Below are 19213 nucleotides of genomic sequence, written 5' to 3'. Positions count from 1 at the left end.
CGAGGGGTTGCCCATGCCATCGGGTCGCGTGCTGTAACGCGCGAGCTCGACCAGCTGCTGGGTGTCGATCTTCGAGACCGTGCCCTCGTTGCTGTTGGCGATCCAGATGTTGGAGAACTCGACGCCGTTGCCCCGCCCCGCGCATGGCGAGTCGCCGGTCTCGTCGACCACGCCGACGTCGAAGATCGGCCGGGCATCGCCGGTGGTGGTGGTGCCGGTGGTGGTGATGCCACTGCCGTCGCTGCCATCGCTCGCGGTCGTGGTGACAGTCGTGGTCGGCGTGAATGTGCCCTCACCCTCACTGGTGACGGGGGTGTCGGTGTCGGCGACGGTGCCGGTGCCGACCGCGGTGCCGGCCACGGTGTTGGTGCAGGCGCAGGTGCCGAGCAGCGCGAGGTGGACCGCGTAGCGCATTGTCTTGGAGTCCCTTCTCAGGGCCCTCGCGGGGCGAGGACATCGGGAGCTTGGTAACCGCCGACCGCCCACGGTTCGGTCCCGCCGCGCTTCAGGTGCCGGGCAGCGGGATCTGCAGCACCACCGGGCTCGCGATCGCGAGCTCGCCGCGGGGCCGCCCGTCGCCGTCGAACACGCGGTCCCAGCGATCGGTCTGCACCACCCACGCGTCATCGCCGACGATCGTGACCAGCGTGGGCTCGCCGTCGTCGACCTCGGGCACGTGGAGCACCGACGCCGCCGCGATGCCGGCGAGGTCCTGCGCGAGTGTGATCGCCAGCACGCGCGGCGGTGCAGCGCCGTTCTGGACCGCGATGACGGTGCGATCGCGGCGCGCGATGCCATCGACGCCGCGCAGGTCGTCGCCGGCCGCCGATCGCAGCACCGCGTGCGAGCGCGCGACGCCCTCGCCATCGAGCTCGACCCGCACGAGCCCGGTCGAATAGTCGGCGAGCAGCAGCGCGTGATCGTCGAGCGCGATGATCCCCTGCGGCGAGCGGAAGCTACCCGCGGGCATCACCTCGCGCAGCGCGACGCGATCCGTCGAGGCGGCATAGACCCCACCGCCCTGCGAGTCGGTGGTGTATGCGGTGCCATCGGAGGCGAGCGCGACATCGCCGAGCACGTGGCCGGCGTCGTCCTCGGTCTCCCACGCGTGGATCTGCGCGCCATCGGCCAGCGCGAACGCAACCAGCCCCGCACGCCCACGGTCGTGGGGCAGCAGCTTGCCCTGCGGCACCGCCGAGCACGCCGCCCACAGCCACCCGCGCTCGACATCGATCGCGAGCCCGAACACCGACCAGCCCGCCGCCGGCGCGGCCACGCGCTGCGCCGGCGCGGCGGAGAGATCACTCGCCACGATCGCCTGCCCCACGATGCCACCGAGCAACAACCGCGAGCGCGGGGCGTCCCACGCGAGGCCCTCCGCGAACAAGCCCGGCGCATCGATCGGAACCCGGCGCATCGATCGCGGCGCGGGCGTCGACGCCGGCGTGGGCGTCACCGCGGGTTCGGCCACGGCCGTCGTCGGCGCCGACGCTCGACAGGCCTGCATGCCGAGCAGGGCGATCGCGATCACGGGCCCGCGCAAGGCCGCACGATATCACGGCCGCACGCGGGCGCGTCGTGCCCAGCAGGGTCGCGCCAGGGTGGCAAGAGCCGCAGCCGAGCTCGTCCTCGGCGCCTGGCGCAGTCATCGAGCGGCGCACGAGGCTCGCACGGCATCGCTCCACTGCGAGTCGTGGTGCGCAACGAGGAACGCATTCGCCTCGTCGCGTGCCTGCGCGCGCTCGCCCTTGGCGCAGAGCACGAGCACGCGCAGCGCCATGCGGTGCGGCGCCGCGTGATCGGTCGGCGCTCGCACGGCATGCTCCTGCAGCAGCGCCATCGCGCGATCGGGATCGTCGGCCGCGAGCGCCGCCTCGGCGGCCGGGAGGAGCTCGCGCACCGCAAGCTCCGTTGCCCTGCCCTTCGTGTCGGCCGCGCGCAGCGGTCGTTCGATCGGCGGGCTCGCGGTCGGTGCCTCGACCTCGCGTTCGACGGCGGGCACCCGCCATTGCGACCACCACCACGCGCCACCCGTCACCACGAACGCCACCACTGCGACCACCACCACGAGCCCGCGACCGCGCGCGGCCGTCGGCTCGCTCGGTGCCGCGCCGCGCGGCGCCTCCATCGTGAGCCGCGACACGAGCGTGCCCCAGCTATCGTCCACTGACGGCGGCTCGTCGTTCGCCATCGCGATGTCGATCAGCCTGCGCCCCTTGCGACTCAGCTCAGCCATGGCATCTCTCCTCCGTGCTGCTCCAGGTAGCGCTGCAGCGCGGCTTCGAACGCGTCGCGACCGCGACGCAGGCGCGAGTACACGGTGTTCAGCTTGACCTCGGTCAGTGTGGCGATCTCCGGTGCAGTCATGTGCAGGACCTCCGCCATCACGAATGTCGAGCGTTGGTCTTCGTCGAGACCCGCGAGCAAGTCGTCGAGCGCTACGACGGCGCGGTGTCGAGCGAGACGTTGATCGGGCTCGGTGGGCGGCCGCGGCGGCTCGACCTTGCCCTCGCGATCGCGACGCGCGGCGCCGCTGCGTCGACGATCGCGGACGACGTGATACGCGATCGAGAACAACCACGTGCGAAGGCTCGATCGCCCCTCGAAGTCGGCGAGGCGACGATGCACGACGACGAACACGTCCTGCGTGACGTCGTCGACCTCGGCGTCCGCTATGCCGAGCCGGCGCACGCTCTTCCACACGAACCCATGGTGCTCGCGGTACACCGCCTCGAAGCCGGGCGTGATGACAGACTCCTGCGACGCCGCCGCCTTCATCGCGCGCGCCGCTCCCGACCCTCGAGCACGGCCTCGGCGTCGTGCAACTGTTGCACGAGGTCCGCGCGGTGCTTGCCCTCCAGATCCGCGGCAGCTCGCTCGAGGGCCGCGCGCGCGAGCGCATCCTCGCCACGTTCCAACCGGGCGCGCCCGATCGCGAGCTCCGCCTCCCCCGCGAGCCGCGTGCCGGTCCGTCGGCCATCCACGAGCAGTCGCTCGAGCATCGCAATCGCATCGGCCGCCTCGCCCGCGCGACCCATCTCCGTCGCGACGCACACGTGGGCGATCGAGGCCGCGAGCCGATCGCTCGCGAACACGAGCGTGTCGCTCGCCAGGATTTCGTCTTGTCGCTGCAGCGCCGCGGCCGCCTCTGCATCGCGTCCCGCCCGCGCGAGCACCAGCGCGCTCGCACCGAGCGCCCGTGCAGCGCTGCGTGTGTGCGGTGCAACCTCGATGGCGCGGCGGTGGAACGACAGCGCCTCGTCGGCCTTGCCCTGTCGCTCGCGAATCCACCCGAGTCCGAGCCACGCGTGCGCGAGGTTCTGACCGGTGGGCTCGACCGGCTCGAGCAGCTTCGCGGCGCGCTGCAGCTGCACCTCCGCCGCGTCGTAGATCCCGCGATCGATGCACGAGTGCCCGTAGTTCACGAGCGCATACGCGAGCGTGAAGTCGTCGCCCTCGCCGTCGAGCAGCTCCACCGCGCGCAGGTACGTCCGGCCCGCATCGTCGTCTTCGCCCGAGTTGCGCAGCATGGTGCCGAGGGACACGAGCGCCGTCGCGAGCTCGGTCGGCGTCGCCTGCAGCCGCTCGAGCGCCGCGATCGCGCCGCGCAGACCCGCAATCGCCTCGACGTTCAGCCCGCGCTGCCCCTGGACCTGGGCGACGCGGAGCGCCGTGTTCGCGACCTCCGGATGGTCGTCGCCGTGCAGCGAACGCAGCGACGCGAGCGCGAGCTCGTAGTCCGCCTGGGCCTGCTCGAGATCGCCGGCGTTGAACCGAACGCCGCCGATGTTCGAGCGCAGGATCGCCGACCACCTCGCCATCGTGTGATCGCCTTCGATCCGCTTCAGTCCCTGCTCGAGTTCGGCGATCGCCTCGTCGTAGCGGCCGACCGCAGCGAAGGCCGTGCCGAGCGCGTTGTGCAGCCCGAGCGCCTGCTCGCGCGGATCCCCGAGTCGCTCGAGCTGCGCGCGACCGAGCGCCGCCCATCTCAGCGCCGCGTCGATGTCGCGCTCGTACTCCGCGGCGATCCACGTGCGCAACACCAGCGCGCGCAGCACGAAGGCGTCCGAGCCGATCGCGAGCCCCGTCTCGATCGCCTCGTCGAGCGCGACGCGTGCCTCGTCGACGCGGCTCTGTCGTTCGTGCAGCTCGGCCGCGTACACGAGCGCCTCCACCGTCGCGCGCGCATAGCCGACGTGGCGCGCGAGCGTGACCGCGCCCTCGATCGAGCGCGACGCGTCCTCGAAGCGGCCGGCAGCGGACAGCGCGCTCGCGTCCGCGAGGATGCGCCTCACCTCCTCGACCGACGAGCGTTGGGCGGGCAGAGGCGGCGCGATCCCGGCCGCCAAGGCCTCGAGATCGGCGCACGGCTCGATCGCGCCCAGCGTCGACGCGACCTCGCCCGCGTGATCGACGACATCCGCATCACCCGTCGCGAGCAGGGCCAGCGATCGCTCGAGCACCTGCTTGCGCTGATCGAGGCACGCGAGCCGACGGTCGTACAGATCCTCTGCGTGATCCCGCCGCACGAGCGCGGCCTCGCATGCCTCGTGGTACGCATCGTCGAGCTGCGCCGTGTATTCGTCGACCCGCGTCGACACCTCGGCCCACGCGCCGTCGGCCCCCGGTCGCTCGCTCGCCGCGAACGCGGCCGCGATGGCCTCGCGTCGATCGTCGTTCCACACGCCGCCGAGCTTCGCGTCAGCGCCGGCACACGCGGGCTCCATCAACGCGACCGCCATCGCGGTCGTCGCGATCGCCGAGGCCCCGAGCGCAGCGGGCCACCGCCAGCGCCGAAGCACTGACCCGTCACTCAGCGCCGCCGCCAGCTGCTCCATCGACGCGAAGCGATCACGCGGCCGCGACGACAGCCCGCGACGGACGATCGCCCACAGCCACTTCGGCACGTCGCCGCGCGGACGCGCTCGCGGCGGATCCGCCTTGGCGAGCAGCATCGCCTGCGCGCCGCCGAGGAACGGCCGCTGTCCGAACAGCGCCTCGTACAACGCGACGCACACCGCGTACTGATCGGCCGCAGGCCCGATCTCGCCGCCGGTGTGCTGCTCCGGGGCCATGTACGCCGGCGTGCCGACGACGCGTCCCGTCGCGGTGAGGTGCATGTCCTCGGTCGATGCGTCGGCCTCGACGGCGATGCTCGGCACCGGCGTCGCCGTGGTGGCGCGCGCGATGCCGAAGTCCGCGACGAGCACGCGCCCCATCGTGTCGCCGGGCAACAGGCGCTCGACGAGGATGTTCGCGGGCTTCACATCGCGGTGCACGAGACCCGCCGCATGCACTGCGGCGAGGCCCGACGCGACTGCGATGAACACGTCGACGATTGTCGTCCACGACCGCTTGCCCGCCCGCAGCCACTGCGCCAGGTCGACACCCTCGACCAGCTCGAGCGCGACGTAGACGAGCTCGTGCTCGGTGCCGATGTCGTAGATCGACAGCACGTTGGGGTGCGAGACCCGAGCGAGCGCACGCGCCTCGGCGACGAGTCGCGCGCTCGCTTGACTCGCGTTCGCGCCGACGCGCGAGGGATGGACGAGCTTGAGCGCGACGAGGCGATCGAGCCGCGGATCATAGGCGCGGTAGACCATCCCCATCGCGCCCTGTCCGAGCACGTCGAGCAGGCGATACTCGCCGAACACATCGCCCTTCGCGGCGACGCGTTCGAGCGCGCGGCCGTCGGCGAGCGTCTCGTCTGACGAGGCGGTCGTGGTCCCGCGCGCGGTATCAGCTTCGTGGTTCACGGCGTGCACTCGGGGTCACGCGGCGGCGTCGCCGGACCATCTTCGTCCAGACCCCGACAGTACACACTATCGGCTGTGGTCACGGCGGCCGCGTTCGCCGAAGACTCGGGGTGGTCGCACCCGGTCACCGAGGCGATCACGGTGGGGCGTCCAAGACAGCGTGGGCTCATCGACGGGTTGGTCGGAGCCGACGGCCGGTTCCGTCCCGCCCGCGGGAAAGTCCTGCAATCGGGCAAGCAGGGCACTGCAGCGGGGCCTCGCGACATGCCCGCGCGAACTCACGCGTCCGTCGACACGCAGCCCGACGTGCCCCTCGCGAACACGACCAGGCCGCCTGCCCGGTCGCGGTCGCCGAGCAGCGTCGGTCACCCGCAGCCGAGCTCGTCCTCGGCACCGGCGCAGTCGAGGTACCCATCGCATTGCCACTGCGCCCAGATGCACACGCCGTCGTCGCACGCGAAGCCGTCACAGTCGTCGGTGGCGGGCGGTGTGTCGGCGCAGTCGTCCTCGTCGTCGCCGGCCTGGCAGTCGATGATGCCGTCGCACTGCCACGCGGCCGCGATGCACTGGCCGTCGTCGCACGCGAAGCCGTCGCAGCTGTCGGTCGGCGGCGGCGTGTCGGTGCAGCCGCTCTCGTCCTCGCCGGCCTGACAGTCGACGATGCCGTCACACTTCCAGTCGCCCGCGATGCACTGACCGTCGTCGCAGGTGAACTGCGTCGGCGCGCAGCTGCCGGTGGCGCCGTCGCAGTCCTGCTCGTCCTCGCCGGCGGCGCAGTCACTGTACTCGCCGTCGCAGCGCCACTGCGCCGGGATGCAGCTGCCGTCGGTGCACGCGAACTGTGTCGCCGCGCAGCCGCCGTCGCCAGCGTCGGCATCGTCGTCGCAGGCGGCCTCGTCGTCGCGGTCGCTGCAGTCGGCGATGCCGTCGCAGCGCCAGGCCCCGTCGATGCACTGGCCGTCGATGCAGGTGAAGTGATCGGCGCCGCACTGCGACGGCGGCGTGGCCGGCTCCTCGCAGACCTCGCCGTCACGGAAGTCTCGCTCGGGCAGCTGCACGTAGTAGCTGTTCAGCTCGCCGGGCGGCTTGGCCTGCACGTTGGCACCCGGCGCCAGCCCGTTGGGCTGCACGATCGTCTGCTGCACATACCAGCGGCCACTCACGCCGCCGGCCTTCACGTTCTCGCCCAGCAGATCGCGGATGTTCGCGTTCCAGGTCGCGGCCTGGGCGTCGGCCCCGAGGCCACCGCCGGCGATCGACGGGGAGTCGATGCCCATCGTATAGAACATGTACGTCGCGCCGGCGCAGCCCCACGAAGCCTTGCCGTCCTTGGTCGCGAGCCAGTTGGGATTGAGCGCCATCGGCACGAAACCCCAGCAACGGATGCCGTTGACGGGATGGACGCCCGCGGTGTCGTTCTCGAGCGTGATCACGCAGTAGCGATCGGGGTCGATCTTCCAGTAGCCGATCGCGCCGTTGTCAGGGCCCCAGATGTCGAGGTCGACCCGATCGCCGACCTTGCGCCCGCCGGCGCCGGCCTTGGGCCAACCGACCCAGCCCGAGAACTCGCCGTTGCCGGTGGCCGCGAGCGGATCGTCGAGCATGGCCTTCAGCACGGTCTCGGGCGCGACGCCTGGCGGCAGCGCCATGATGCCGGCGTGGAAGTCGGTGCGGATCCAGCCGTTGCCGTCGGGGTAGTTCCACACCTTCACGCCGCCCTTGGTCAGCTGCGTCTTCACGTTGGCGGGCACCACGAACTGCGACATCTCCTGCCAGCGCGCCTGCACCCACTTCTGCAGCGCGGCGTCGGCGGGGCGGAACACGCCGCCCGGCGCGGGCACGCTCGCGCCGAGCTGCTGGAACAGCACCGTCTGGCCGCGCATGTCACCGCACGACTCGGGCAGCGTCGTGATCTTGCACTGGCCGTCACGCAGCGCGGGGTCGTTGTACGCACACGGGTCGTCGCACTCGGGCACATCGCAGGGCTGACCGCCCGGTCCGACGCAGCTTTCGTCATCGCCACCATCGAAGCCACCGACGTGACCCGGTCGGCCCTCGGCATCGACACAACCGCCCAGCCCCACCACCAACGCCAGCCACCATCCGCTCGGTACGCGATGCGTCATCGAAGCACGGCGAATGCACGGCGCGGCGCAGGCTGCCCGCCGACGGCGCGAACCCACGGATTGCAGGCCCTTGCACACACCGCCGCGCGTGGTGCTGGGTCCATCGCTCGACGCCGCTGCGCAACGGGTCCGCGCGATGCCAGGGCGAGTTGCCCAGCCCTCGCGGGGCGGCGGGGCGCTCGTGGGGCGCGGCCCGAACTCGACGGCTGCGAGCTGGTCACGCGGCCGCGTCGCGTCACCAGCGGATGCGGACCTCGTCGATCCGCACCACCGCGCCCGCGGGCCACCAGCCGCCGAGCCCGAACTCGTGCAGCCGGGTCATCGCGGTGTCGACCGCCGCGCCGCCGCGCCCGGCGAACACCCGCAGCGGCACCTGCAGCACGCGGTAGCGACCGTCGCGCCGAAGGGCGAAGGGCGCGAAGTGGACGACGTCGTCGATCGGCACGTCGCCGTACCACAGCCGCAGCTGACTCCACCAGCTGGTGCTGCCGCCGTCGACGGCGACCGCGAGCTCGAGATACGCGGTGGTCGCGACGCTGCCGGGGCCGAGGCGATCGAGCGCGACGTCGAGGCCCTGCCAGCGCAGGTTCGCGTAGCAGTCCTCGCTCGCGCACCGCGAGATGAACTGCAGGTGCCGCGCGCCGCGAAACGGCGCATCCTCGGCGAGCTGGAGCTCGTCGGGCAGCGGGAAGCCGCGCGGTCGCTCCTCGTCGAAGATCGTGATCGCGTCGATCGGCGCGACCGCGGTGAGGACCCCTGCGGTTTCGGTGCACGAGCGCAGGCCCGCGGTATCGATCGCGCACAGCCGCGCGAACACCTCGCGCTCGGGCGGGTGCCCATCGGTGGTCGTCGCGACCACCGGCTCGACGCCGCCGGTCCGCGGCAACAGGAAGTGCCCGAGCTCGGGATTGTCGCGGTGGGTGAAGACGCGGCAGCCCGGCGCGGTGCCGTCGATCACGTCGCGCTCACGTGCGCACGTGGTCAGCTCGAACGCGCGCAGTGCGTCGGGTGGGCCCTCGGCGCGCCACTGCCAACGGACCTGCTCGGGTGTCGCCCACGCGGCACTCAGTTCGCTCACCGCAATGGCTCCCATGCGGGCGGGCACCGACGCGGCGAGGGTACCCGCCACCGACGCCGCAGCGACCACGCCGACGGCCACGAGCCGCCCCCGCCGGCCCCGCGGGAAACGGTTCGCGGCAACCAGCGCGTCGATGAACGCATCCATGTCGGGGTAGCGGCGGGCGGGCTCGATCGCCAGCGCACGACGCAGAACCGCCATCACGTGGCGCGGGATCCCGCCCGTGGTCGCGAGACGACCGACGAGCACGGCGTCGCGCAGCGCGGTCACGTCGTCACCGACGAACGCAGGGCCGCCGGCCAGCAGCTCGAAGCAGGTGACCGCGAGGCCCCACTGATCCGTGCGCCCGTCGACGGCGGCGCCGAGGAACTGCTCGGGGGCCATGTACGCCGGCGTGCCGAGCAACGCCCCGGTCGCCGTCAGCCCCTCGGACACGGCCGACCCCGACCCCGGCGCTGCGGATGACACGTCGGCCCACGCCAGGCCGAAGTCGACGACGCGCGCGACCCCGGCGACGTCGACCAGGATGTTGCTCGGCTTGACGTCGCGATGGGCAATGCCGGCTGCGTGTGCGGCCGCGAGTCCGCGTGCGGCGTCGGCAATCACCGCGACGATCTCGGCGCGGCTACGGGTCTGGGCCCGTGCCCACTGCGACAGCGTCGGGCCGTCGATGTACTCCATCACGAGGAACATCGGATCGGCCTCGACATCGACGTCGTGCACGGCGACGACGTTGGGGTGCCGCAGCCGCGCGAGCGCCTGGGCCTCTCTCCGCATCCGCGCGCGATCGTGGGCGTGCATCGCCGCACCGAGCGTGCGCGCAATCGACTTCACGGCGACGAGTCGATCGAGCTCGGGGTCGTGGGCGAGGTAGACCACGCCGACACCACCACGACCGAGCTGGCGGATGACGCGGTGACGCCCGAAGCTCGGCATCGCCTCGGCGCCGAACAACGCGAGGGCCACGCGCGACAGCTCCTCGCGCTCGCCGGGCGTGGGTGCGGCGGCTTCGACCACGCGCTGCTCCAGCTCCGACACGAGGTCGATGCTAGCATCGGGTCGGTGTCGGGATCGGCGACCGGTGACGGGGACCTGCTGCTGGCGTGGCGCAGCGGCGATGCCGTCGCGGGCCGAGCGCTCTTCGCACGACACAGCGCGGCCGTGCAGAGGTTCTTCCGCGGGGTCCTCGGTGCCGAGCGCGAGGATCTGATCCAGCAGACCTTCCTCGCGTGTCTCGAGTCGATCGATCGCCTTCGCACCGCAACCAGCTTTCGCACGTTCCTGCTGTCGATCGCGCGGCACAAGCTCTACGACCACCTCTCGCGGCGCGCCGGCGTCGGCGCGCGGTTCGACCCGTTGATCTCGACGGCGATGGATCTCGTGGCGGCGTCACCGAGCCAGGTAGTCGGCGATCGTCGACGTGACGATCGCGTGCTCGAGCAGCTCCGTCACCTCCCCATCGAGCTGCAGCTGGTGATCGAGCTGCACTACTGGGAGGAGCTCGACACCGCGGCGATCGCCGAGATCCTCGACATCCCCCGGGGCACCGTGAAGACCCGACTGATGCGCGCCCGCGATCAGCTGCGTGCGCGCCTCGGGCCCGAGCTCGATGACGCAGCGCGCGATCGATCGCTGGAGACCCTCGGGGCGCGCCTCGGCGATCCCTCCGACGATCATTGATACGCCCCCAGGCTCCACGCCTCCGGGTCGCGGGGAATCCCGTCGAAGTCGAGGGTCGCGAACGGCGAGGGTGTGCCCGCGCCCTTCGCCGGGCTGGACGCCTGCGGGTGGAAGTCGTGCGCCGCGGGATCGACGAGCAGTGGGTCGGCCCCGATCGCATCGACCTCGCCGTCCGGTGGCGGCCCGGCGCCGAACCACAAGTTGTTGCGGCCGGCCACCGCCGTGTCGCTCGCGAGATACGGGATGCCGTCCTGCGTCGACACGAAAAGGTTGTTGCGCAGGTCGAGCATCGTCGATGCGTCGAGCGTGACGCTCATCAGGCCCCGCGCGTAGTCGGGCCCCTCGAGGTAGCTCTCGCCGAAGACGAGGTTGTTGTGCGCGAACACCTGGGTTGGCGTCGGTGCGTACGCGCTGCCCGGCTGGATCTGGAACGGCCAGAACGCGCCGCCATCGGGGAACTCGGGCCCGAGTCCGGTGGCGACGAAGACGTTGTTGTAGATCCAGTTGTCGCCGACGATCTCGCTCCCGAGCAACAACCCGATGCCTCGCTGGTTCTCGACCCAATTGTCGTGGATGTCGTGCTCGGTCAGCAGGGCCCGCGCGGCATTGGGGCCATCGTAGCTCTCGTTGTAGAGATTGATCGCGCGGTTGTTCGCGCAATCGTGGATGTAGTTCCACGCGACGGTCCGCCCGCGCTCGAGCCCGTCCTGCCGGCGATCGCCCGAGAGGTAGAAGCCGTGACACTGCTTGCTGCCGGTGGCCGCGTTCTCGGTCTGCGCGTAGGCGAGCTCGTTGCCAAGCAAGAAGAGACCGTCGCCGCACCTGTCGAGCCCCCCACACTGCACCGAGCCGCTCTGGCAGCCGTCGTTGGTCCGCGGGTTCGAGAGATAGTTGCCGACCAGTCGGAAGCCATCCCCGAGGCCCACCACGGTGTCCTGCGGGCAATCGGGCGGGCTCTCGATACGCAGCTTCGACACCACCCAATGGCTGCTGCCGGCGTTGGCCGCATACGAGTAGTTGTTGAGTAGGGCGTGGCCGCTCGGTTCGCAGACCCCACCGACGAGTACGGTCGCGCCGGGGTACGCGACCAACGCCTTGGGCAACGCGGCGGTGCCCGACGTGTCGAGCCCCACGAGCGCCGCGTCGGCGCCCTGAGCGGTGTCGTCGATCCACCCGTCGGTCACATAGACGACGTCGCCGTCCTCCACGACCGCGGCCGCGGCCTCGAACGTGGCCCACGGCTGCGACCACGAGCCGTTGCCGTCGTCGCTGCCGGTGGGCGAGAGGTAGTAGATGTTGCCGGCGTCGCGCGGCGCGAACGGCAGGGCATTCGACGACACGCCGTCGACGTGCACGACGATCGGCGCGTCATCGAGGGGCGCGTCCCCGGGGATCTGGAACTCGACGCGCTCGATACCCATGCGCGTGTGGAGATCCGCGCCCTGGGTCGCGGGCCCATGACCGTACACCCGCGCCTCGACCCCACCCACTTCGACAATCGGCGCGGCACCATCCGACGCGAGGTGCTTGCCCCACACCGTCACGATCGCCCCGTCGACGCCGCCGTCTTGCCCCTGCGAGGTATCGCTGTTGCCGCGGCGCGGGCCGATGACGAGATCGGTGAAGAACAGCACCGGACCCCCGGGCGTGACCACCGGACCGGGATCGTCGCCGGTCTCCGACGCGCCGGAGCTCCCGGGCCCCGCGGACGTCGTGTCGGCCACGCCGCCTTGCGAGCTGTCGCCATCGGCGAACGTCGCTGCGCTGGGATCCGAGCCCGCACTCGAGCCGAGCGTCGGATCGGCACCTCCGCTTGGATCTCCGCAGCTGCTCAGGGCAAGGGTCAGTCCAGCGGATGACAAGGCGGTGCGCGCTCGCATGCAGGCCCTTGTCGGACGAGCCGCGCGAGCGGTTCACGGACCCGCCACGATTTCTCGACCGCGCCGGCTCCGCGCAGGGCATGCCTCGTGCCTGGCTCGCCGTCTCTCGCCATCGCAGGGCTGCCGTCGCCCGACCATGGCAGCATCGTCGATGCCGACGCGACGCAAGCCGCTCAACGCCGGTGACGGCGACCGCGATCGGCCGCCGTCGACAGCCCGCGGCGCGCGTACAAGCGCCGCGCCCCGTCGCGCATCGCGGCGCCCTGCGCATCGGTGAAGCTCACCGCGCCGCTGCGACAGCTGCACATGATGTTGTCGGTGCGGGTGCTGTGGCGCAGGCCCAGCAGGTGGCCGATCTCGTGGGCGAGCGTGGTCGTGGGCGCGGCCGTGGTGACGACGAGGTACTCGCGTCCGCGCAGCGCGCGGGCGAGGCCGCGGTAGCGCCAGTGCAGGCCTCGCACGCGACGGTTGCGGTGACCGTCGTCGAGCTGTTCGATCGCGAACATGTGCACGGTGCCATCGTTGGGCGCGTAGCTGGCGAGCGCTCGGCGGCCGCGCCAGTGCGTGACCGACTCGAAGCCCGCCGGCATGCGGCGCACCGCGACGACGTCCACCTCGATACCGAACGCGCCGAGCTCACGGTTGGCGCGCTCGACCCACGCCTGCACCGCACGACTCGACATCACCTCGCCGCCCTCCTCGGTCGCGAGGTGCAGTGTGACCGGGATGCGCAGGCCCTGGGCCTGGCGCGGCTGCATCCACGAACCCGCGTCACGGCGCAGATCCGGCACCTTGCGCACACCGCCGGCGTGCGCGTCGCTCGGCACCAGCATCGCCGTCGCTCCGAGACACAGAGCGAGTGCGAAGACGCGGCGCACGAGGAACTCGAACAAGCTGGAGACTCCCACGATCAGTCTGCCATTCGCTACGGGCGCTGCAAGGGCTCAGATCGATCGAAAGCCGCCGCAACGCGCGGCGATGGGATGGGCGCACGGCCCGCGGGAGACACGCGCGAGGCGGCAGCGGCCCACGTTCGCGCTCGCCGGGTCGACGCGCGGACCAAACCCGGAAGGGCGGTGGTAGCCTTGCACGGCGATGTTGAAGTTCACGGACGCCAAGGCGGTGGAGTTCCTGCCCGAGGACGATGCGCGGTCGTGGATCGCCGAGGGCCTCGGTGATCTCTACGCGCGCCTCGGTGAGGCTGCGTCGAAGCCGCGATGGTTCACGGCCTCGCCGATCGCCAAGCCCACCGACCTCGACGCGCTCTTCGAGCTGATCTGCCTCGTGCAGTCCGATGCCGGCCAGCGCGAAGTGGAGTTCGCACTGGTCGAGCTCGAGGCCGGCGGCGCCAGCAAGCAGCTGCCCGGATTCGCGCCGCTGGGCGATCCGCAGGGCCAGCTGCTGCACACCTTCGCCCGCGGCGACGAGCTCGCCATGCTGGTGGTGCCGGCGCTGCTGCGAGTGCCGGCGCTGGTCCACGCCAGCGTCGCGCGCGAGCTGGGACGGATCGCGATCCACCGCGCGGGCGGCCACCGCGTCGAGCCCGAGGACGTCGAGGCCGACGCCGAGCTCGCCGCGGTCGCGCTGGGCCTGGGCATCTGGGTCGCCAACGGCGCCTACGTGTACGAAAACGCCTGCTGCGGCGGCGGCTGCGGCCTCGACCTCAAGAGCATGCGCGCGGGCCTGTCGATGCCCGAGGCCTGCTTCGCGCTCGCGCTCGACGGTCAGCGCAAGGGCCTGTCGTCGCGACTGGCGAGCAAGCACCTCGAGCCCACGCAGAAGGCGGCGTTCAAGCGCAACGCCGGCTTCCTCGAGCGCGCGCCCGAGCTACTCGCCCTCGCCGCGCCCGCCAAGCCCGCGCTCGCGACCTGAGGCTTCGCGCGCGCATCACAGGCCGCGTCGCGTCAACCACCGCTCGAACACCCACGCCTGCACGGTGGCGTGGCCGAGCGCCCACCACGTGAACGCCGAGCCGGCGAGCAGCACCAACGCCGCGATCCCAGCGAGCGTACCGGCGGTGCCGGCCGGCGCATACGCGAACCACAGCGACACCAGCACCGCATCGATCGCGAAGCCCAACGCCGCCGCCAAGCGCAGCAGACGCCGTACCCACTCGCGGCCGCCGAGCAGGAGCACCGCGAGCACCACGTCGAGCACCAACGCCGTGGTCTCGAGCCCGCGGCCACCCCAGTCGCGCTCGCCCCAGCCGAGGCCGAGACCGACGGCATCGATCGCGATCTGCAGCACCATCGCAACCAGCAGCGCCCGAAGGACCCGTGGGATGCCCGCCATCGACGGGGCCAGACACCCGGCCGCTGGCGAGGTTCCGCCGCGCCGGCGCGCCACTTCGAGTACCATCGGCTCGCATCAAGCCGTGCCACTCGTGGAAGCGCTGCTGCTCGGATGCGGCGCGCTGTTCGCCCTCAACATGGGCGGCAGCGGGCTGGCTCCGTCGTTCTCGGTGGCACTCGGCGCCCAGCTGGTGTCGCGGCGGCGCGCCGCATTGCTGTACGGCCTGTGCGTGATCGCGGGCGCCCTCCTGCTGGGCCAGCTGGTCGCCAAGACCCTCGGCACCGGCATCGTGCCGGCGACCGCGATGACGACCACCCGGGTGCTGTGCGTGCTCGGGGCCGCAACCGTCTCGCTGTTCATCGCCAATGCCCTCAAGGTCCCACAGTCGACCTCGTGGGTGACCGTGTTCGCGCTGGTCGCCGCCGGCGTGCACGTGGGCGCGGTGCAGACCCAGGTGCTGACCCACCGCATGCTGCCGGCCTGGCTCATCATGCCGGTCATCGCGTTCGCGCTCACCTACGCGGCGCTGCGCGTGCTGTATCCGCTGCGACCCGCGAACTTCCGGCTCCACGAGCAGCTGCGTCGCCACGAGGGCAAGGTGCGGTGGCTGGTGCTCGGCACCTCGTGCTACGTCGCGGCCGCAATCGGCTCGAACAACGTCGGCAACGTGGTCGGTCCGCTGAGCGCGACCGGTGTGATCGACCTCGTCACCGGCCTCTTGGTGATGGCGCCGCTGTTCGGGCTCGGCGCGCTGCTGTTCCCCGAGCCGGCGCGCACGGTCGGCAAGAGCATCGTGCCGATTGGTCCGGTGGCCGCGAGCATCGTGAGCCTGGTGGTCGGAACCCTGTTGCTGTCGGCGTCGTGGTATGGCATCCCGCAGTCGCTCGTGCAGCTCAACGCCGCCGCCGTGATCGCCGTCTGGCGCGTCAAAGATGACGCCCGGTCCGCGACCGATCACCCGGTGCTGCGTCGCATGTTGCTGGCGTGGCTGGTCACGCCGGCGATCTCGGTGGTGCTGACGCTGCTGGCGCTTCGGATCGCGGGATGACGGACCACGGCGACAACCCGCACGCGGCCCGCAAGGCCGGACGGCGCATCGCCGCCAGCATCCTCGACCTCGTGGGTCACACGCCGCTGGTGCGGCTGCAGCGGCTGCCGGCGGCCGGCGCCGCGGAGGTGGTCGCCAAGCTCGAGGGCTTCAACCCTGGCGGCAGCGTGAAGGATCGCCCGGCGCTGTTCATGATCGAGGCTGCCGAGGCCGCGGGCCTGCTCGACGCGAACACCGTGGTGATCGAGCCGACCTCCGGCAACACCGGCATCGGCCTCGCGATGGTCTGCGCGGCGCGGGGCTATCGCTGCATCCTCGTGATGCCCGACTCGATGTCGCTCGAGCGCAACTACCTGCTCAAGCGACTCGGTGCAGAGGTCGTGTTGACGCCGGCCAAGCACCACATGACCGGCGCGGTCGCCAAGGCCGAGGAGCTCGCGCGCAAGCACGCGCGCGCGTTCATGCCGCGTCAGTTCGAGAACGATGGCAATCCCGAGGCCCACAGTCGCTCGACCGCACTCGAGCTGCTCGAGGCCACCGAGGGCCACATCGACGCGCTGGTCGTGGGCGTCGGCACTGGCGGTACCATCACGGGGGTCGGCCGCGTGCTGCGTCAGCAGCTGCCGAGCTTGCGGATCGTCGCGGTCGAGCCCGCGTCGTCGCCGGTGCTGCAGGGCGGCCGCGCGACGCCCCATCGCATCCAGGGCATCGGTGCCGGCTTCGTACCGATGGTGCTCGAGCGTGGCCTCATCGACGAGGTCCGCTCGGTCTCCGACGAAGACGCGTTCATGCGCACGGGCGAGCTCGCCGCGCGCGAGGGCATCCTCGCCGGCCCGTCCTCGGGCGCGGCCGTGCACGTGGCGCTCGCGGTTGCCAGCGAGCTCGGTGCGGGCAAGCGCGTCGTGACCGTGTTCCCCGATACCGCGGATCGCTACATGTCGACCGCGAGCTACTTCGAGCTGTAGCGGCGACCCATCCCGCGCCGCTTCGCGTAGCATCGATGCCATGCTCGCTTCGCCCTGCGGTCGCCGCACGCACGGACTCCTCGCATGGCTCGCCGCGATCGCGCTCGGCGGTTGCTACCGCGGTGCATCGGGGGACGGCGGCTCGGACGGCAGTGGCAGCAGCGATGGCACCGCGGCGACCACCGCGAGCGTGTCGGCATCGGCCAGCGATCCCACGTTGACCACGACGATCGGATCCGACGACACCGGCGTCGTACCCGACGTCGGCGTGCCCAATCAGCCGCCGCTCGCGATGTTCACCGCCACGCCCGATGCGGGCGCCGCCACGCTGTCGGTCACGCTCGACGCCAGCGCCAGCAGCGACCCCGACGGCACCATCGTGGCGTGGGCGTGGAGCTTCGACGACGGCGCCGACGAGGGCGAGAGCGTCACCCACGACTTCACCGCGGTGGGCTGCCACGACGTCACGCTGATGGTCACCGACGACGACGACGCGACCGCGATGGCGACCGGGACCGTGGTCGTGGCCCAGGGCGCACCCGAGGTGCCGGGCATGGCGACCGTCGATCTCGCGCCGCTGGCGAGCGCGGTGCTGCCCCGTGATCTCGACACCAACGAGGGCACCGCGTCGTTCCACGGCAGCGTCGCGTCGCAGGGCTACACCGCCGTGCTCGCCGAGGTGATGACCGATGGCGTGGTCGCGTCGAGCGTGACGGTGCCGCTGTGCGGCGCAGCACCGGTCGAGTTCGCGATCGACGTGCCGATCCCCGCCGAGCTGGTCGCACACGACGTGCGGCTGTCGTTGGTCGGAGACGGCGCCGATCCCCAGCCCTTCTACACCGCGACCGATCTCGTGGCCGGCGACCTCTACCTCATCCAGGGTCAGTCGAACGCCGTGGCCTCGCAGTTCAGCGGCGACGCCAACGAGAACCAGGGCCCGTTCCTGCGCAGCTTCGGCAGCAACACCGCGGACGGCAACGCGACCGCGGCCGATGCCGCGTGGCACGCCGCCAACGGCAACGCCGGCGGCGGTCCCGGGGCCATCGGTCAGTGGGGCCTGCGGATGGCCGCACAGCTGTCGAGCGCGCACGCGATCCCGATCGGCGTGGTCAACGGTGGCGAGGGTGGACGGCCGATCTCGTACTTCCAGCGCAACGACGCCGACACCACCGATCTCTCGACCAACTACGGCCGCGCGCTCACACGCATGCGCGCGGCGGGCATCGAGTCGTCGCTGCGCGCGATCCTCTGGTACCAGGGCGAGTCCGACGGCAACGGCTATCAGGTGCACCACGACGGCTTCGTCGCGCTCGAGGCCGACTGGCTCGAGGACTACGCCGGCGTCGAGCAGGTCTATGTCACGCAGATCCGCGCCGGCTGTGGCGGCGATCTGATCGGCACCCAAGAGGTGCAGCGCCAGCTCGCCGACGACTTCGACGAGATCACCGTGATGTCGGTGACGGGCCTCGACGCCCACGACGGCTGCCACTACGCCTATGAGAACGGCTACCGCGAGCTCGGCGATCGCTACGCCGCGCTGCTCGGCCGCGATCTGTACGGCGAGACCCCCGCCAACGATGTCGCGCCACCGAACCCCGAGGGGGCCGCATTCGCGAACGGCGGCACGCAGGTGGTGATCGACATGCGCAACGCCGCCTCGAACCTCAGCTTCGCCGAAGGCGCCCACGTCGACTTCCGTCTCGAGGGCGCGGCGGTGTCGATCACCGGCGGCAGTGCGAACGGCAGCCAGGTGATCCTCACGCTGTCGGGCGATGGCTCCGCCGCGACCGGCATCACGTACCTCGGGCACCAGGGCGCAGGCCCGTGGGTGTTGAACGAGAACGGCGTGGGGCTGCTGGCGTTCTGGAACCTGCCGGTCGCGCCGTAGCGGCGAGGCCCTGCAATCGATCCCCTGCGCGAGGCCGCCCGCGTCAGCGCTTCCCCAGGTCGGCGTCCAGCTGCGACCAGAGGAACGCGTCCGCGTCGTCATCGGTCGCAACCACGGTGTAGGGCACGGTCAGCGGCTGCACGAGGAAGATGACGCTGAGGCTGAACCGCATCATGGCGCTCGTGCTCACGAATGCCATGGCGCGCAGGCGGCCTTCGTAGCGCGCGTGGTTGTGCTTCATCCACTCGCCCGTGCGACGGTTCTGCGCCGTGGTCTGCCGCGCGGAGGGTGTGGTGGCGAGCGAAATCCCATAGCAACTGCGACTCGACGCCAGCTCCTCGTAGATGGCCAGCAGGGTCTCGACCTCGTCGTCGTCGGGCGTCGCGAGGTAGCGAACGCGGACGATCGGGCCGGTCGCGTCGACGGCGATGTTGCGAAGTGTGGTCGGTGGCGAAGCCGGCGCCATTGCTGCCTCCCACGGTGCATCGCGCACGGACGCA

At 71.5% G+C, this 19213-nt stretch carries 15 protein-coding genes and 1 pseudogene; 5 read left to right on the top strand and 11 right to left on the bottom strand.

The window, feature by feature from the left end:
- Nucleotides 1-302: 302 nt before the first annotated feature.
- From IPH07_40070 to IPH07_40040, 7 genes and pseudogenes are all read right to left on the bottom strand, one after another.
- Nucleotides 303-383 (bottom strand): annotated as a pseudogene (locus IPH07_40070) (lipoprotein Hlp).
- 122 nt (nt 384-505) lie between these two features.
- The gene (locus IPH07_40065) at nt 506-1531 is read right to left on the bottom strand and encodes a hypothetical protein (protein MBK6923650.1); all 1026 of its coding nucleotides are present in this window, start codon (nt 1529-1531) and stop codon (nt 506-508) included.
- A 114-nt stretch (nt 1532-1645) separates the two neighbouring features.
- Complete coding sequence (locus IPH07_40060; GenBank protein MBK6923649.1) at nt 1646-2236, bottom strand: hypothetical protein; 591 nt, start codon at nt 2234-2236, stop codon at nt 1646-1648.
- Complete coding sequence (locus IPH07_40055; protein ID MBK6923648.1) at nt 2224-2778, bottom strand: RNA polymerase sigma factor; 555 nt, start codon at nt 2776-2778, stop codon at nt 2224-2226. Before IPH07_40055 ends, IPH07_40060 begins: the two co-directional genes overlap by 13 nt.
- A complete protein-coding gene (locus IPH07_40050) occupies nt 2775-5756 on the bottom strand; it encodes a tetratricopeptide repeat protein (protein ID MBK6923647.1) in 2982 nt (993 codons plus the stop codon). Before IPH07_40050 ends, IPH07_40055 begins: the two co-directional genes overlap by 4 nt.
- A 365-nt stretch (nt 5757-6121) precedes the next feature.
- Nucleotides 6122-7882, bottom strand: coding sequence for an LDL receptor domain-containing protein (locus IPH07_40045; GenBank protein MBK6923646.1), 1761 nt, complete (start codon nt 7880-7882; stop codon nt 6122-6124).
- Between the two features lie 235 nt (nt 7883-8117).
- On the bottom strand, nt 8118-9998 hold the full coding sequence (locus IPH07_40040) for a serine/threonine protein kinase (GenBank protein ID MBK6923645.1): 1881 nt from the start codon (nt 9996-9998) through the stop codon (nt 8118-8120).
- A 24-nt stretch (nt 9999-10022) separates the two neighbouring features.
- Here IPH07_40040 and IPH07_40035 point away from each other — a divergent pair, with 24 nt between their 5' ends.
- Nucleotides 10023-10640 carry a sigma-70 family RNA polymerase sigma factor gene (locus IPH07_40035; GenBank protein MBK6923644.1) on the top strand — a complete coding sequence of 206 codons (618 nt, stop codon included), beginning with the start codon at nt 10023-10025 and terminating at the stop codon, nt 10638-10640.
- Here the strand turns inward: IPH07_40035 and IPH07_40030 are convergent.
- A complete protein-coding gene (locus IPH07_40030) occupies nt 10634-12502 on the bottom strand; it encodes a hypothetical protein (protein ID MBK6923643.1) in 1869 nt (622 codons plus the stop codon). The two genes, IPH07_40035 and IPH07_40030, sit on opposite strands and share 7 nt — an antisense overlap.
- 191 nt (nt 12503-12693) lie before the next feature.
- Entirely contained in the window at nt 12694-13428 is a 735-nt protein-coding gene (locus IPH07_40025; GenBank protein ID MBK6923642.1) for a matrixin family metalloprotease, read from the bottom strand.
- Nucleotides 13429-13615: 187 nt separating this feature from the next.
- On the opposite strand from IPH07_40025, the gene IPH07_40020 reads away from it, so the two are divergent.
- On the top strand, nt 13616-14392 hold the full coding sequence (locus tag IPH07_40020) for a hypothetical protein (GenBank protein MBK6923641.1): 777 nt from the start codon (nt 13616-13618) through the stop codon (nt 14390-14392).
- A gap of 15 nt (nt 14393-14407) precedes the next feature.
- Here the strand turns inward: IPH07_40020 and IPH07_40015 are convergent, their stop codons facing one another.
- On the bottom strand, nt 14408-14812 hold the full coding sequence (locus IPH07_40015) for a hypothetical protein (protein ID MBK6923640.1): 405 nt from the start codon (nt 14810-14812) through the stop codon (nt 14408-14410).
- A gap of 82 nt (nt 14813-14894) precedes the next feature.
- Here IPH07_40015 and IPH07_40010 point away from each other — a divergent pair, with 82 nt between their 5' ends.
- From IPH07_40010 to IPH07_40000, 3 genes are read left to right on the top strand one after another with little or no spacing between them, the layout of a single operon-like run.
- Nucleotides 14895-15860 carry an anion permease gene (locus IPH07_40010; GenBank protein ID MBK6923639.1) on the top strand — a complete coding sequence of 322 codons (966 nt, stop codon included), beginning with the start codon at nt 14895-14897 and terminating at the stop codon, nt 15858-15860.
- Entirely contained in the window at nt 15857-16825 is a 969-nt protein-coding gene (gene cysK, locus IPH07_40005; GenBank protein ID MBK6923638.1) for a cysteine synthase A, read from the top strand. The genes IPH07_40010 and cysK overlap by 4 nt, the downstream gene beginning before the upstream one ends.
- 40 nt (nt 16826-16865) lie before the next feature.
- Complete coding sequence (locus IPH07_40000) at nt 16866-18713, top strand: PKD domain-containing protein (GenBank protein ID MBK6923637.1); 1848 nt, start codon at nt 16866-16868, stop codon at nt 18711-18713.
- A gap of 43 nt (nt 18714-18756) precedes the next feature.
- On the opposite strand, the gene IPH07_39995 is transcribed toward IPH07_40000, so the two are convergent.
- Nucleotides 18757-19179 carry a hypothetical protein gene (locus tag IPH07_39995; protein MBK6923636.1) on the bottom strand — a complete coding sequence of 141 codons (423 nt, stop codon included), beginning with the start codon at nt 19177-19179 and terminating at the stop codon, nt 18757-18759.
- Between the last annotated feature and the right edge of the window lie 34 nt (nt 19180-19213).

The sequence above is a fragment of the Deltaproteobacteria bacterium genome (assembly GCA_016709225.1).
Lineage (GTDB): Bacteria > Myxococcota_A > Polyangia > Nannocystales > Nannocystaceae > Xiheibacterium > Xiheibacterium phototrophicum.
The sequence above is the reverse complement of the archived record's forward strand: the minus strand, read 5'-3'. Positions and strand labels throughout refer to the sequence as shown.

Bases quoted from the DNA above. Each gene is read 5' to 3' on its own strand.
- IPH07_40060 (MBK6923649.1), bottom strand. From the start codon at position 2,236: ATGGCTGAGCTGAGTCGCAAGGGGCGCAGGCTGATCGACATCGCGATG.
- IPH07_40020 (MBK6923641.1), top strand. From the start codon at position 13,616: ATGTTGAAGTTCACGGACGCCAAGGCGGTGGAGTTCCTGCCCGAGGAC.
- IPH07_39995 (MBK6923636.1), bottom strand. From the start codon at position 19,179: ATGGCGCCGGCTTCGCCACCGACCACACTTCGCAACATCGCCGTCGAC.
- cysK (MBK6923638.1), top strand. From the start codon at position 15,857: ATGACGGACCACGGCGACAACCCGCACGCGGCCCGCAAGGCCGGACGG.
- IPH07_40045 (MBK6923646.1), bottom strand. From the start codon at position 7,882: ATGACGCATCGCGTACCGAGCGGATGGTGGCTGGCGTTGGTGGTGGGG.
- IPH07_40000 (MBK6923637.1), top strand. From the start codon at position 16,866: ATGCTCGCTTCGCCCTGCGGTCGCCGCACGCACGGACTCCTCGCATGG.
- IPH07_40055 (MBK6923648.1), bottom strand. From the start codon at position 2,778: ATGAAGGCGGCGGCGTCGCAGGAGTCTGTCATCACGCCCGGCTTCGAG.
- IPH07_40015 (MBK6923640.1), bottom strand. From the start codon at position 14,812: ATGGCGGGCATCCCACGGGTCCTTCGGGCGCTGCTGGTTGCGATGGTG.